Source organism: Acidovorax sp. LjRoot194, assembly GCF_964253015.1.
In the GTDB taxonomy this organism is placed as follows: Bacteria; Pseudomonadota; Gammaproteobacteria; order Burkholderiales; family Burkholderiaceae_C; genus Acidovorax.
Window position 1 is genome coordinate 2,248,333 of sequence record NZ_CAXUQB020000001.1, and the last position, 13,325, is coordinate 2,261,657.

The 13,325-nt window shown below is 69.3% G+C and carries 8 protein-coding genes and 1 other RNA gene; 6 read left to right on the forward strand and 3 right to left on the reverse strand.

The window, feature by feature from the left end; translation table 11 throughout:
• The first annotated feature begins 48 nt into the window (after window positions 1–48).
• The 3 genes from ACSQ3N_RS10160 to ACSQ3N_RS10170 all read left to right on the forward strand — a co-directional run bounded on the left by ACSQ3N_RS10160 (window position 49) and on the right by ACSQ3N_RS10170 (window position 8,021).
• Window positions 49–2,625, forward strand: coding sequence for a PD-(D/E)XK nuclease family protein (locus ACSQ3N_RS10160; protein WP_436146167.1), 2,577 nt, complete (start codon window positions 49–51; stop codon window positions 2,623–2,625).
• 186 nt (window positions 2,626–2,811) lie between these two features.
• A complete protein-coding gene (locus ACSQ3N_RS10165; protein ID WP_436146168.1) occupies window positions 2,812–6,597 on the forward strand; it encodes a UvrD-helicase domain-containing protein in 3,786 nt (1,261 codons plus the stop codon).
• A gap of 56 nt (window positions 6,598–6,653) precedes the next feature.
• The gene (locus ACSQ3N_RS10170; protein ID WP_436146169.1) at window positions 6,654–8,021 is read left to right on the forward strand and encodes a TIGR03862 family flavoprotein; all 1,368 of its coding nucleotides are present in this window, start codon (window positions 6,654–6,656) and stop codon (window positions 8,019–8,021) included.
• Window positions 8,022–8,175: 154 nt separating this feature from the next.
• Here the strand turns inward: ACSQ3N_RS10170 and ACSQ3N_RS10175 are convergent, their stop codons facing one another.
• The 3 genes from ACSQ3N_RS10175 to ffs all read right to left on the reverse strand — a co-directional run bounded on the left by ACSQ3N_RS10175 (window position 8,176) and on the right by ffs (window position 9,437).
• A complete protein-coding gene (locus ACSQ3N_RS10175; RefSeq protein ID WP_436146170.1) occupies window positions 8,176–8,820 on the reverse strand; it encodes a hypothetical protein in 645 nt (214 codons plus the stop codon).
• Between the two features lie 73 nt (window positions 8,821–8,893).
• Window positions 8,894–9,094 (reverse strand): hypothetical protein, encoded by a 201-nt coding sequence (locus tag ACSQ3N_RS10180; RefSeq protein ID WP_436146171.1) that lies wholly within the window; start codon window positions 9,092–9,094, stop codon window positions 8,894–8,896.
• Between the two features lie 246 nt (window positions 9,095–9,340).
• Window positions 9,341–9,437: signal recognition particle sRNA small type (gene ffs / locus ACSQ3N_RS10185), an RNA gene on the reverse strand.
• 190 nt (window positions 9,438–9,627) lie between these two features.
• Here ffs and dnaX point away from each other — a divergent pair.
• From dnaX to recR, 3 genes are all read left to right on the forward strand, one after another.
• A complete protein-coding gene (gene dnaX / locus ACSQ3N_RS10190) occupies window positions 9,628–11,679 on the forward strand; it encodes a DNA polymerase III subunit gamma/tau (RefSeq protein ID WP_436146172.1) in 2,052 nt (683 codons plus the stop codon).
• A 309-nt stretch (window positions 11,680–11,988) separates the two neighbouring features.
• Window positions 11,989–12,321 carry a YbaB/EbfC family nucleoid-associated protein gene (locus ACSQ3N_RS10195; RefSeq protein ID WP_056163744.1) on the forward strand — a complete coding sequence of 111 codons (333 nt, stop codon included), beginning with the start codon at window positions 11,989–11,991 and terminating at the stop codon, window positions 12,319–12,321.
• Between the two features lie 371 nt (window positions 12,322–12,692).
• Window positions 12,693–13,283: a recombination mediator RecR gene (gene recR, locus ACSQ3N_RS10200; protein ID WP_436146173.1), complete on the forward strand. Its 591-nt coding sequence runs from the start codon at window positions 12,693–12,695 to the stop codon at window positions 13,281–13,283.
• Window positions 13,284–13,325 lie beyond the last annotated feature (42 nt).

Sequence of the window (13,325 nt, forward strand, 5' to 3'; positions counted from 1 at the left end):
ACAGAAACCAATCCCACGTACACCGGTGTGGCCGGGCCCTGTGACGCTATGACTGTCATAGCGAAAACCGATCAGTGCACCCTCTTGTGGCGGCGTGTTCTGGCCCAGGTCGCCCACCACATAGTGCAGTGCGCAGCCCACCCCGCGCGCACGGTGGTGCTGGTGCCGTATGCGCAGCTGATGCCCTGGGCACAGCGGTATTGGGGCATGGCGCACCCGGATGGCTTTGCGCCCCGGTTCGAGACCACGCGCAACTGGGCGCGCCAACTGGCGGCTTTCGTGCCGCAAGGGGACGACCTGGCGGGGGACGTGGCGCGCGATACGCTCACCGCGCGCCTGTTGCTCGACAAGGCCGGTTTGTCGGCGCAGCGTGATGTGCTGGCCACGCCCCTGCAGGAGGCGGCGGCCCAGCTGGCACCGGCAGTGGCTGCCGTGCCGCCGTCGCAGCGCGAGGCCTGGGGCGAGCAGGCGCGCGCACTGCTCCCGCCCGCGGACGAAGGCTCGGCCCTGCGGTTCGAGGCCGTGGTGGCGCGCATTGCGCTCGAATGGGTGCTGGCTTCGCGCCACGCCACCGACGTGCTGTTCGAGCCCGGCGTCGCAAGATCGGTCGACGCGCTGGTGCTGCTGCCCGGCTTTCAGCCCGATGCGCTGGCGCAGACCCTGCAGGCGCATTGGGGCGACAAGGCAGCGTCGCTGTCGCTGTGGAACCCGTCTGCCGACAGCCCCGCGGTCGGCCGGGGCCACGTTGCGCTGCACGCGGCGCAGGACGCCGAAGACGAAGCCCAGCGCGCCGCCGCCTGTGTGTTGGCGCACCTGGCCGCGGGGCGCATTCCGGTGGCCCTGGCCGCCAACGACCGCGCGCTCACCCGCCGCATCGGGGCGCATCTGGCCAGCGCCGGCGTTTCGGTGCGCGATGAAAACGGTTGGACCCTGTCCACCACCCGGGCCGCGGCGCGCCTGATGGCCGCGCTGACCGCCTGCGCGTGGGATGCGACGTCCGACGCCGTGCTGGACTGGCTCAAACACGTGCCCAGTGTCGACACCACCTTGCTCGCCCGGCTGGAGCGCGCACTGCGCAAGGCCGCCATGGCATCGTGGGGCCATGCGGCACAGCACGACTGGGCCAGCGTGCCCGAAGTGGCGCCTGCAGTGGCCCAGGTGCAGACCTGGCGCGACAGCCTGCGGGCCGCGCGGACCTTGCCGGAATGGCTGCAGGCCCTGCGTGCACTGCTGGTCGACACCGGTCAATGGACCGTGCTGGAGGAAGACGCCGCCGGCGCGCGCGTGCTGTCGGCCCTGCGCCTGCAAGACGGGCAAGAGGCAGAGCTCGACGGCTGGGGCGAGGGCGCAGGCCGCCGCATGACGCTGGCCGAGTTCACGCGCTGGGCCAATGAAGTGCTGGAGGCCGCCCGCTATGTGCCCATGCACACCGGCGACGCACCCGTGGTGGTGCTGCCCATGCCCCAACTGCTGGCGCGCCCGTTTGCCGCGCTGGTGCTGCCCGGCTGCGACGAGAAGCGGCTGCAGGCCGCGCCAGAGCCTCCGGGCGAGTGGACGCAGGCGCAGCGCGAAGCCTGGGGCCTGCCCACGCGGGCATCGACAGAGATGGCCCAGCGTGCCGCGTGGCAACACGCGCTGCAGACCCCCGCCGTGGATGTGCTGTGGCGCACCGGCGACGAGGGCGGCGAGCCCCTGCTGGCCAGCCCGCTGGTGCTGGCCTTGCAGCTGGATGGCCAGGCACCGTTTGGCGTGGACAGCCGCACGCAGCGCACGGTGGACGCAGCCCCCACCGAGCGGCCCCAGCCCCAGGGGCATCGACTGCCCGTGCTGCGCCTGTCGTCCACGGCGTATTCCGACCTGCGGCATTGTCCGTACCGTTTTTTCGCGCTGCGCCAACTGGGCTTGCAGGAGTCCGATGAACTGGCCGCCGACGTGGACAAGCGCGACTTCGGCAACTGGCTGCATGCGGTGCTGCAGCACTTTCATGAGGCGCTGCTGGCCGACCCGGTGCAGAGCCCCGCAGAGCGCGTGGCCCGCATGGACGCCGCCTCCCTGGCCGTGACGCGCCAGCAGGGCCTGGGCGCGGGCGACTTCCTGCCCTTTGCGGCCGGCTGGCCGCAGGTGCGCGACGGCTACCTGCGCTGGCTGGCCCAGCACGAGCAGACCGGCGCCCACTTTCGCCAGGCCGAGCTGCGCACCACGCAGCCGCTGGGCAGTCTGGAGCTGATCGGCACGCTCGACCGCGTGGATGTTGTAGACGCCGTCAATGCGGTGGCTGCGCAGGGCGATGCTTCCACGTTGGTCATCGACTACAAGACCGAGAACGACACCGTGACGCGAAAGCGCATCCAGTCTGGCGCCGAGGACACCCAGCTCGCGTTCTACGCCGCGCTGCTCAGCCACGACACGCTGCGCGCCGCCTATGTGAACGTGGGCGAGCGCGGCGAGACGCAGATGCACGAACAGGAAGAGGTGGTGCACCTGCGCGACCTGCTCGTCGAAGGCATACAGCACGACTTCGAGCGCATCGCCGCGGGGGACCCCTTGCCTGCGCTGGGAGAGGGCATGGTGTGCGAGTACTGCGCGGCGCGTGGGTTGTGTCGTAAGGATTTCTGGAATGAGTAGAGTGCACCCCCCTGAGGCGCTGCGCGCCTTCCCCCCGCTCTCGCTTCGCTGCGCTACGCGGGCAGGGGGACGACACCCTCGCTGCGGGGCGGCCCTTGCTCGGTGTCTCCACGCCTTGACCGCGCCAGTTTCAACGTCCGCTTGCTCATCGCCGTTCAAAAGGACCTCTTCAAAGGGGCTCGTTAAATGAACGCCGCCTACGAACACAACGGCAGGCCCGTCTCGCGCGAGGCTTTCTACGCCATCGCCTGCGACCCGCAGCGCAGCGTGGCGGTGGAAGCCTGCGCCGGTGCAGGCAAGACCTGGATGCTGGTGTCCCGCATGTTGCGGGCGCTGCTCGATGGCTGCGCGCCGCACGAGATACTGGCCATCACCTTCACCAAGAAGGCCGCGGGCGAGATGCGCCAGCGGCTGCAGGAGTGGCTGGAAGCCTTTGCCCATGCCCCGCTGCCCGACCTGACCCGCGAGCTGATGGCGCGCGGAATCAGCCCCGAGGGCGCTCTGGACAAGCGCGAGGCGCTACAAAATCTATACCGCCAGATGCTGGCCAGCGGGCGGCCGGTGCAGATCCGCACCTTCCACAGCTGGTTTGCCGCGCTGCTGGGTACGGCCCCGCTGGCGCTGCTGCAATCGCAAGGGCTGCCCGCGCACTTCGAGCTGCTGGAGGACGACGCCGAGGCCGTGCGCGAGGTCTGGAGCCCCTTCCTGCAGGCCGTGGCCGACAGCCCGGACTTGCGGGCCGACTACGAAGCCGTGGTGGCCCAGCACGGCCGCTCGCAAACGCACAAGGCGCTGGCGGCTGCGCTGTCCAAGCGCGTGGAGTTCGACCTGGCCGATGCGGTGGGCGTGGTGGATGCCTCGGTGCCGCCCTTTCAGGCGGCGTACCCAGACCTCGCAGGCCGTAACGACCCGGCCGATGCGCTGCAGGGCGACGTCTGCCACCAGCGCTGGCTCGCCCGCGCCAAGGCCCTGGGGGCCGAAGCCAACAAGACCCCGCAGAAGGCGGCCGACGCCATCATCGACGCGCTGGCGTGTGCTGACCTGAACCAGCGGCTCGACCAGCTGCGCCGCGCGATGTTCGTGGCCAAGGAAGACCGGCTGTCCAAGAACCTGGAGAAGTTCCCGGCCGCGCAGGAGGCCGAGCCCGAGCTGCAGCGCCTGCTGCTCGCACGGCGCCAGCACGCCGCCTGGCAGCACCAGCAGCGCATGGCACGCCTGGCGCGGCGGCTGATCGCGGAGTTCGCCGCGGTGAAGAACCAGCACGGCTGGGTGGACATGAACGACGTGGAGCGCACCGCGCTGGTCATGCTGTCCGACCCCATCCTGTCGGGCTGGGTGCAGGAGCGGCTGGACGCCCGCGTGCGCCACCTGCTGGTCGACGAATTCCAGGACACCAACCCGCTGCAGTGGCAGGCACTGCACGCGTGGCTGTCGGGCTACGCGGGCTCGGGCGGCGGCGCCACGGCGCCGAGCGTGTTCATCGTGGGCGACCCCAAGCAGAGCATCTACCGCTTTCGCCGCGCCGAGCCGCAGGTGTTCATCGCTGCGCAGGCCTTTGTGCGCAACGGCCTGGCGGGCGACCTGCTCAGCTGCGACCACACGCGCCGCAATGCCACCGGCGTGATCGCCGCCGTCAATCACGTGATGGGCACGGCGCAGGCGCAGCACGAGACCACGGGCTTTCGCGACCACACCACCGAGTCGACCGACTCGGGCACCTTGCTGCGCTTGCCGGCCATCCTGCCCGCGGATGCCGACGATGGCCCCGGCGCCGACCCCATGGCCTGGCGCGACAGCCTGACCGAGCCCCGCCACGAGGCCGAGGAAACCCAGCGCATGCGCGAATGCACCCAGGCCGCCGCCTGGGTGGCCGCGCAGATCGCGCAGGGAACGCCGCCGAACGAAGTGCTGGTGCTGGCCCGCAAGCGCGACCGCCTGGCGGCCATGCAGGACGCCCTGCGCGCCCTGCACCTGCCGTGCGTGCAGCCCGAAAAAGCCGACCTGTTCGACGCGCCCGAGGTGCAGGACATCGTGGCGCTGCTGGACGCGCTGGTGTCCACCGGGCACGACCTGTCGCTCGCGCGGGCTCTGCGATCGCCGCTGTTCAGCCTGCCTGATGACGCCCTGGTGGCGCTGGCCCTGCTGCGCCGCCAGCCGGAGCACGCTGGCACCAGCTGGTTCGATTTGCTACAAAAAACAGAGCTGCTAGCGCCCGACTATCAAGCGGTAGGGCCTGTTTTGATGCAATACAAGGCCTGGGTGGACAGCCTGCCGCCGCACGACGCGCTGCACGCCATCTACCAGCACGGCGACGTGCTGGCCCGCTTTGCCGCCGCAGCGCCTGCCACCCAGCGCCTGGCGGTGCAGGCCAACCTGCGCGCGCTGCTGTCGGCCGCGCTGCAGCACGACGGCGGGCGCTACCTCACGCCCTATGCGTTTGTGCGGGCCATGAAGCGCGGCGGCGTGCGCGCGCCGGGCCGTGCCGATGCCCAGGCGATCCGCCTGCTGACCGTGCACGGCGCCAAGGGGCTGGAGGCGCGCTGCGTGCTGCTGCTGGACACCGACACGCGCTCGCAAAAGGCCGAGACCATGGGCGTGCTGGTGGACTGGCCGGGCGAGCAGACCGCGCCCACGGGCTTCGTCTTTCTGGCCAGCGAATCGAGCCCGCCGCCCAGCGCGGTGGACGTGCTCGCCACCGAGCAGCAGGCCCGCCAGCGCGAAGAGCTCAACATGCTCTACGTGGCCATGACACGCGCCAAGCACTGCCTGGCGATCTCGTCGGTGCAGCCCAGCGCATCGGCGCCGGGCAGCTGGTGGAACCGCCTCACGCCGCTGATGGAGGATGTGCGCGTGCACGGCCCGGATGCCTCAGAAGAGGGGCAAGCCCAAGGCGCCGAACATCCCGAAAACGCTGAATACGCCGAAGAGGGTGGTGCCGAAAATTCACCGGGCATCGCATCGCCCGAGCGCTTCACGCTGGCCGAGCTGCCGCCCGTCCCCGAACACCTGCGCATGCCTGCCGCCAGCCCCGCAGCGCCTGCTGCAGATGCATCCACCGTCAGCGCGGTGGACTTGGAGCACGGCGTCGCGACACCGTCCACCCCCGCATCGCGCCTGGGCGAGGCCATGCACCAGTTGCTGGAGCAGTCCGGCGTGGCCGGTGCGCCGCTGGCCGACCTGCGGGCCCACGGCTGGCCCGCCGGGCGTGTGGCCCGCCTGGCGCAGGACTTCGACATCGCCACCGCCGCGGCCCGGGTGGCCGCGCAGACCGCCCAGCGCATTCTGGCGGGCGAGGGCGCCTGGGCGTGGGACCCTGATGTGGTCGACACCGCCATCAACGAAGCCCCGCTGCGCCACGGCGGCCAGAGCCTGCGCCTGGACCGCCTGGTGCACTGCACGCAACCGGCCGAGCGTGCCGGTTGGTGGGTGCTCGACTACAAAAGCGCCGCCGAGCCCGAGCGCCAGCCCGCTCTCATGGCCCAGCTGCGCCGCTACCGCGACGCAGTGCAGCGCCAGACGCCGGGCGAGCCGGTGCGCGCAGCTTTCCTGACAGGCGATGGGCGGATGGTGATCGTGCAGGAGGGTAATGCCGAGGTTGCGAGGGTTGCCGCGCCTGCCGTGGAGGCACCACCCGCCGCAGTGGTGGCGCAGGCAGCAGCACCAACGCCAGCACCAGCACCAGCACCAGCACCAGCACCAGCACCAGCACCAGCACCAGCACCAGCACCAGCACCAGCACCAGCACCAGCACCAGCACCAGCACCAGCACCAGCACCAGCACCAGCACCAGCACCAGTGTTGGCGCCGCCAGCTGCCGCTGGCCCCGCCCATCCGGCCGCCCCCGCGGGGAGCGGCCAGGGCATCAGGCATACTCCGGCCCCCGCTGCGCCGCCTGCAGCGCCCGCGCCCACATCCACGCCCGCTGCGCCTGCGGGCACCGACTCCGATTCGCCCCAGCGTTCACTGTTCTGAACCTGGCACGCCGCTACCCGCTACCGCCACACGCTCCCCTTCACAAGGTTTCCTTCATGACAACAACCACGCCTTCTTCGCCCGACCCGGTGGCCGACCTGCACTGCGAAGTCGCAGTGATCGGCGGCGGCCCCGCCGGGCTGATGGCGGCCGAAGTGCTGGCGCAGGGCGGCGTCGGCGTGCATCTGTTCGACGCCATGCCCTCCGTGGGTCGCAAGTTTCTGCTGGCCGGCAAGGGCGGGCTCAACCTCACGCATTCCGAGCCGCACGACGCCTTCGTGGGGCGGTACGGATCGCGGCAGCCCCAGGTCGCGCCGCTGCTCCAGGGCTTTGACGGCCCCGCGCTGCGCGCCTGGGCACAAGGCCTGGGGGTGGAGACTTTTGTCGGCACCTCGGGCCGCGTGTTCCCGGCCGACATGAAGGCCGCCCCGCTGCTGCGGGCCTGGCTGCAGCGCCTGCGGGGGCAGGGCGTGCAGTTCCACATGCGCCACCGCTGGCTGGGTTGGGCGGGCGATGGCGCACTGCGGTTTGCTGCTCCACCGGCGGGCGGTGAGCCTGCCGAATCGACGGTGCGCGTGCGCGCCGTGGTGCTGGCCCTGGGCGGCGGCAGTTGGGCGCGCCTGGGGTCCGACGGCGCCTGGGTGCCCTTGCTGGCCGAGCGCGGCGTGGCCGTGGAGCCGCTGCGGCCGTCCAACTGCGGCTTCGACGTCATGCGCTCGGCCGCGCCCACCGGCGAGACCCGCCGCGAATTCCTGCAGGAGCTGCTGGGCCGCACGCCCGCCCCGGTGGTGGGGTGGACGCCGCACTTTGCCGAGCGCTTTGCGGGCCAGCCCTTCAAGACCGTGCAGCTGAACTTCACCGACAGCCAGGGCCGCACCTTCAGCCGCCGCGGCGAGTTCGTGGCCACCGCCACGGGCGTGGAGGGCAGCCTGGTCTACGCCGTGTCGCACCTGCTGCGCGACGAAGTGCAGGCCCATGGGCACGCCACCTTCCACCTCGACCTGCTGCCCGACCACAGCCCCGAGCGTGTGCTGGTCGAAGTGCGCCACCCGCGCGGATCGCGCTCGCTGTCCAGCCACCTCAAGAGCCGCCTGGGGCTGGATGGCATCAAGGCCGGCATCCTGTACGAACACCTGGGCAAGGACGGCGTGAACGACGCCGTGGCCCTGGCCCACGCCATCAAGGCCCTGCCCATCACCGTGGTCGCCACCCGCCCGCTGGACGAAGCCATCAGCACCGCAGGCGGCGTGGCCTTCGAAGCGCTTGACCCGAGCCTGATGGCCACGGCAGTGCCCGGCGTCTTCTGCGCCGGCGAAATGCTCGACTGGGAAGCCCCCACCGGCGGCTACCTGCTCACCGCCAGCATGGCCAGCGGCCGCGTGGCCGCCGAAGGCGCCCTGCGCTGGCTGGCGCAAGGCGTTTGAGAGGGCGCGACGGTTAAAACTGGCGCGTCACCACCGCGAGCGCACCCGTGGATCCGGCTCCGCCGGTCCACCGGGTGCGTCCCCCTCGGGGGGAAGACGCGCAGCGTCTCAGGGGGAGTCAGAGCTTCAGGGGGGAGTCAGAGCTTCAGGGGGGTCAGAATTTAGCTCGGTAGTACAGCATGGGCCCGCCCTTGCGCGCCCGCAGCACCAGGCGCGAACCGCCCTGCAGCTGCACCCCGATGGCGCCGAACTCCGGCACCAGGCCGCGGGTGCGCGACGAAGCCCACTGCATCTCCACACGGGTGCCGTACACCGGCTGCTGCTGTTGCCAGATCAGGCCCATGGCATCGGGCGACTGCGACAGCTGCGGCGTCTGTGCCCAGGCCGACACATCCAGGTGCCGGCCGCTGTCCAGGCGCGAGCGCCACCGCACGCCCAGGTCCAGGCTGGTGGGGGCGACTGCGCCATTGCTGTTGTTGAAAGCGCTGGCATGGGAGGAGAGCGCACTCGCCGACGGCGCAGCCGACGTCATCCCCAGCGAGAAGCCCACGCTGCGCGGCGCATCGGGCGTGAGCCAGCGCGTCACGTCGATGTGCTGCGTGGTGTTGGCAAAAGCGCTGGCTCCGCTGGCGCCACCGGCGCGCTGGGATGCGTTGCTCCACGGGACATCGCCCAGCTGCGGTAGCAACAAGCTGTTGACTTCGTAGGCCGTGGGCGACGCGGCGGTGCGGGTTTCGGTCTGCAACGCCAGCATGGCTTCGTCACCGAAGGTGTTGGTGTCTGCCGCAAAGGCAGGCATTGCGAGCGCCAGGGTGAGGCACGGAGTCATCAACGTGCTCGCCCGCACCGTCACGGCGGTGCGCGGGGCGGCACTATTCGGTGAGCGGGCTTTGCACAACCCAAGAATTTTTGTTGCCGCGAATGGTTGGTTGGAAGACACCTGCGCTGTGTGGATGTTTGGCATTGCGGCACCCATGAAAAGAAAGGATGAAGCGATGCAACAAAGTGTGCAGCGAGGCCTTTTTGGGGTTCAGCATCCATCGCCTCAAAGCCGCGTGGGAAATCGCCGACATTTCGGGCGCTCCGTGGGTGCGGTGTCGGGGTATCGGGGTGTTGGGGCAGGCGTATGCAATGGCTGAGCGTCAGCGGCGCTGCGCACAATACGCGCTACGCCGTGCCTTGTGCGCATCGACGCGCAAAGGCCAGAGAGTTTGGTCAGAAGGAACTGATGTGAATCCAGAGCAGCACGAACGGCACTCTGGCGATCTTTGCGCCGCCTGCAGAGGTGCAGCGCGGCATAGGCAAAGAAAAAAGAAGAAGTTGACGAGCCTTACCCCCGGCACTGACTCCACAGTTAGGGCTGCTTGGTTCCCCACCTGACCCGGTTGGCCGCTTCACCATGCGGGGAGGCCCGTCACCCACGATTGTACGCCGGATGTGGGGCTGCTTTTTTGGGTGGGAGCGCATTGCCACAGCACCCGAAAGGCTTCAGCCCGTCGGTCGGCTCCAAGTCGGTGCGGGTTGCCGCACGCACAAGTCCCAGTGGTCGGGTGCCCCATCACCGCGGACTGCCCAATCGCCCGGCCCAACCCGTAGAATCGACCGAATGTCCTATCTCGTGCTCGCCCGCAAGTACCGTCCCCGCAATTTCACGGAAATGGTGGGGCAGGAGCACGTGGTGCAGGCGTTGACCAACGCCCTCACGCAGCAGCGGCTGCACCATGCTTACCTGTTCACCGGTACTCGGGGCGTGGGCAAAACCACGGTGTCGCGCATTCTGGCCAAGTCGCTCAACTGCCAGGGTACGGATGGCCATGGCGGCATCACCGCTACGCCCTGCGGCGTGTGCCAGGCGTGCACCGACATCGACAGCGGCCGCTTCGTGGATTACACCGAACTGGACGCCGCCTCCAACCGGGGCGTGGACGAGGTGCAGAGCCTGCTGGAGCAGGCCGTGTACAAACCAGTGGCGGGGCGCTTCAAGGTCTTCATGATCGACGAAGTGCACATGCTCACGAACACAGCGTTCAACGCCATGCTCAAGACGCTGGAAGAGCCGCCCGAATACCTCAAGTTCGTGCTGGCCACGACCGACCCGCAGAAGGTGCCGGTCACCGTGCTGTCGCGCTGCCTGCAGTTCAACCTGCGGCCCATGGCGCCCGAGACCGTGCTCGACCACCTGACCCGCGTGTTGGCGCAAGAGAACGTGCCCGCCGAACCCCAGTCCCTGCGCTTGCTGGCGCGCGCGGCGCGCGGCTCGATGCGCGATGCGCTGTCGCTCACCGACCAGGCCATCGCCTTCGGCAGCGGCCAGTTGCAGGAAGCCGGCGTGCGCCAGATGCTGGGCGCGGTGGACCGCTCGTACGTGTTCCGCCTGATCGACGCCCTGGCGCAGGCCGACGGCCGGGCGGTGGTGGAAACGTCCGATACGCTGCGCCTCAACGGGTTATCTGCTGCTTCCACGTTGGAAGAGATGAGCGCGGTTCTGCAGCGCATGGCGGTGTTCCAGGCCGTGCCGCAGATGGCCGCTGCCGTGGATGCCAACGACCCTGAAGCCGTGGAAACGGCACGCCTGGCCAGTGTGCTGCCCGCCGACGAAACCCAGTTGCTGTACAGCCTGTGTCTGCACGGGCGCGGTGAGCTGGGCCTGGCGCCGGACGAGTACGCCGCGTTGACCATGGTGCTGCTGCGCCTCCTGGCCTTCAAGCCCAGCGGCGAATCGGCTGAAAAAAAAACTCTGACGCGGGCTGAAACCGCCCCGGTGCAAGTCCCCGCAGGACCTGCACCGGTCGCTGCGGCTGCTCCTGCTCCGGCGGTGACGCACGCCGCGCCGGCCGTCGTGCGGCCCGTGGCTGCTGCAGTGCCTGCTGCGGCACCAGAAACCGCTGCCGTCGCGCCCCAGCCACCGGCAGTGCAGCCCCCCGCTGCGGCCGCCGTGGCCGCCGCGCCGTCTCCTTCCGCACCACCGGCAGCGCCTGCCGCCGCGATGTCTGATGATGATGCATCGTCGGAACCGCCGCCCTGGCCGGGCTCCGACGAAGAGGCGGGCGGCGCAGTGGTCGCGGTGGCGCCCGCAGCCTCCGGCACGGCCATGGCCTTGCCTGTGCGCGATGCCCAAAGTTTTGAGCGCAATGCCCGCCCGCCGCAAGCTGAATCAGCGCAAGGCGCTCCTGAATTCGTAGCAATACCCGTGCGTGTGGCGCCCGAGCCCGGCGCGCGCATGCAGCCCACACCCCATTCGGCCCCGGTGCCCGTGTCCTCACGCTACACCCCCACCGAAGAGGGCGACGTGTGGCACACCACCGTGCAGCAACTGGTGGCGGCAGAAGCCATCACCGCCCTGGTGCGCGAACTGGCCCTGCAGTCCCAGCTGGTGGCGCGCGACGGTGCGCACTGGCTGCTGCGGGTGGAGCGCGAATCGCTCAACCAGGCCACGGCCCGCGAGCGCCTGCGCGCTGCGCTGGAGAATGCCGGGCATGCCAGCCAGATCAGCGTGGAGGTGGGTGTGGTCATCGACAGCCCCGCGCGCCGCAACGCCGCGGCCGCGGCCGAGCGCCAGCGCCGCGCCGAGGACATCGTGGCCAACGACCCCTATGTGCAGTCGCTGGTGCGCGACTACGGCGCGAAAATCGTGCCGGGCAGCATCAAGCCGGTGTAGAGGATGAAGCTCCCCCTGAGTCGCCCGTGCACCCCGGGGCAGCCGCCAGAGGCTGCTGCTCTTCGGGACCGTCCAAGCCTGCGCGGGCAGGCTTGGAGTCGCGGACCTCAGCCCCTCTCTCGCTGCGCGGGAGGGGGACGCACTCGGTGGCCTGGCGGAGCCAATTCCACGAGTGCACTGGCCTGTGGAGCGCCCGTTTCTGAGGCTTGCGGCGTTGCAAAGCACAATGTTGTTTGTGCATTTCAGATACCGAATTCAGGCCCCTTCAGGGGCATCGATCAACCAGAAAGAAAGCAAAGGAAACACACCATGTTCAACAAAGGACAACTCGCCGGCCTCATGAAGCAAGCCCAGGCGATGCAGGACAACCTCAAGAAGGCCCAGGACGAGCTGGCGTTCGTCGAGGTCGAGGGCGAATCCGGCGCCGGCCTGGTCAAGGTCGTGATGACCTGCAAGCACGACGTCAAGCGCATCACCATCGACCCGAGCCTGCTGGCCGAAGACAAGGACATGCTGGAAGACCTGGTGGCGGCAGCGTTCAACGCGGCGGTGCGCAAGGCGGAGGAGACTTCGCAGGAGAAGATGGGCAAGCTGACGCAGGGGATGCCAGGCCTCCCCGGCGGCATGAAATTCCCGTTCTGAGGATGGCTACCGAGCGGGCGATCTGCGTCGTTGGGCGGTGCTCGGAATCCTCACGTACTTCAAGTACGTTCCGGTTCCTGCGCTCCGTCCGCCTAGCAGCTCGCTACGCCCTTGACGGCGGCGTTTGAATACCGGATTCAGCAAGAAATTTTTTAGTGGGTGGTTCGTGGTTGCGGCTTTGCTAGGGTGAAGCCTTCTCCCACTAAATCACCGTTCGGGCTGAGCTCGTCGAAGCCAGCATCCGCACCCCAGCCGTTCGGGCTGAGCCTGTCGAAGCCAGGGCACGCACCTCCAGCCTTTCGGGCTGAGCCTGTCGAAACCGTTCTTGGCGCCACACGTACCCCAAGTTTTCCAGATTTCCATCCCACTCCATGTCCACCACCGATTCCCTAGACGTTTTGATCCAGGCGCTGCGCCGGTTGCCGGGGGTGGGGATCAAGTCTGCGCAGCGCATGGCGTTCCATCTGCTGCAGCATGACCGGGAGGGGGCGCAGGTGTTGTCGCAGGCGCTTCAGCATGCCGTGGGGTCGGTGCACCACTGTGCGCGCTGCCACACCTTCACCGAGGCCGAGGTGTGCAGCACGTGTTTGGACCCGTCGCGCGATGCGTCGCGGCTGTGCGTGGTGGAGACGCCGGCGGACCAGGCGGCGATGGAGCGCACCGGTGCGTTCAAGGGGCTGTACTTTGTGCTCATGGGGCGGCTCAGTCCGCTCGATGGTGTGGGGCCGAAGGAGATCGGCCTGCACAAGCTGCTGCAGCGCGCTGCCGAGGAGGGGGTGCAGGAGGTGATCCTGGCCACCAATTTCAATGCCGAGGGCGAAGCCACGGCGCATGTGATCAGCGAGACGCTCAAGAGCCGCGGCGTGCACGTGACACGGCTGGCGCGCGGTGTGCCGGTGGGCAGCGAGCTGGAGTACGTGGACCTGGGCACCATCGCGCATGCGCTGTCGGACCGCCGCTGACCGAATCCGCGGCCGGGGCCCATGCCGAGTCGTTAGAATACT

Excerpts from the sequence above, each read along its gene's own strand:
- ACSQ3N_RS10160 (WP_436146167.1), top strand. The coding sequence starts at position 49 with ATGACTGTCATAGCGAAAACCGATCAGTGCACCCTCTTGTGGCGGCGT.
- ACSQ3N_RS10165 (WP_436146168.1), top strand. The coding sequence starts at position 2,812 with ATGAACGCCGCCTACGAACACAACGGCAGGCCCGTCTCGCGCGAGGCT.
- ACSQ3N_RS10170 (WP_436146169.1), top strand. The coding sequence starts at position 6,654 with ATGACAACAACCACGCCTTCTTCGCCCGACCCGGTGGCCGACCTGCAC.
- ACSQ3N_RS10175 (WP_436146170.1), bottom strand. The coding sequence starts at position 8,820 with ATGCCTGCCTTTGCGGCAGACACCAACACCTTCGGTGACGAAGCCATG.
- ACSQ3N_RS10180 (WP_436146171.1), bottom strand. The coding sequence starts at position 9,094 with ATGTCGGCGATTTCCCACGCGGCTTTGAGGCGATGGATGCTGAACCCC.
- dnaX (WP_436146172.1), top strand. The coding sequence starts at position 9,628 with ATGTCCTATCTCGTGCTCGCCCGCAAGTACCGTCCCCGCAATTTCACG.
- ACSQ3N_RS10195 (WP_056163744.1), top strand. The coding sequence starts at position 11,989 with ATGTTCAACAAAGGACAACTCGCCGGCCTCATGAAGCAAGCCCAGGCG.
- recR (WP_436146173.1), top strand. The coding sequence starts at position 12,693 with ATGTCCACCACCGATTCCCTAGACGTTTTGATCCAGGCGCTGCGCCGG.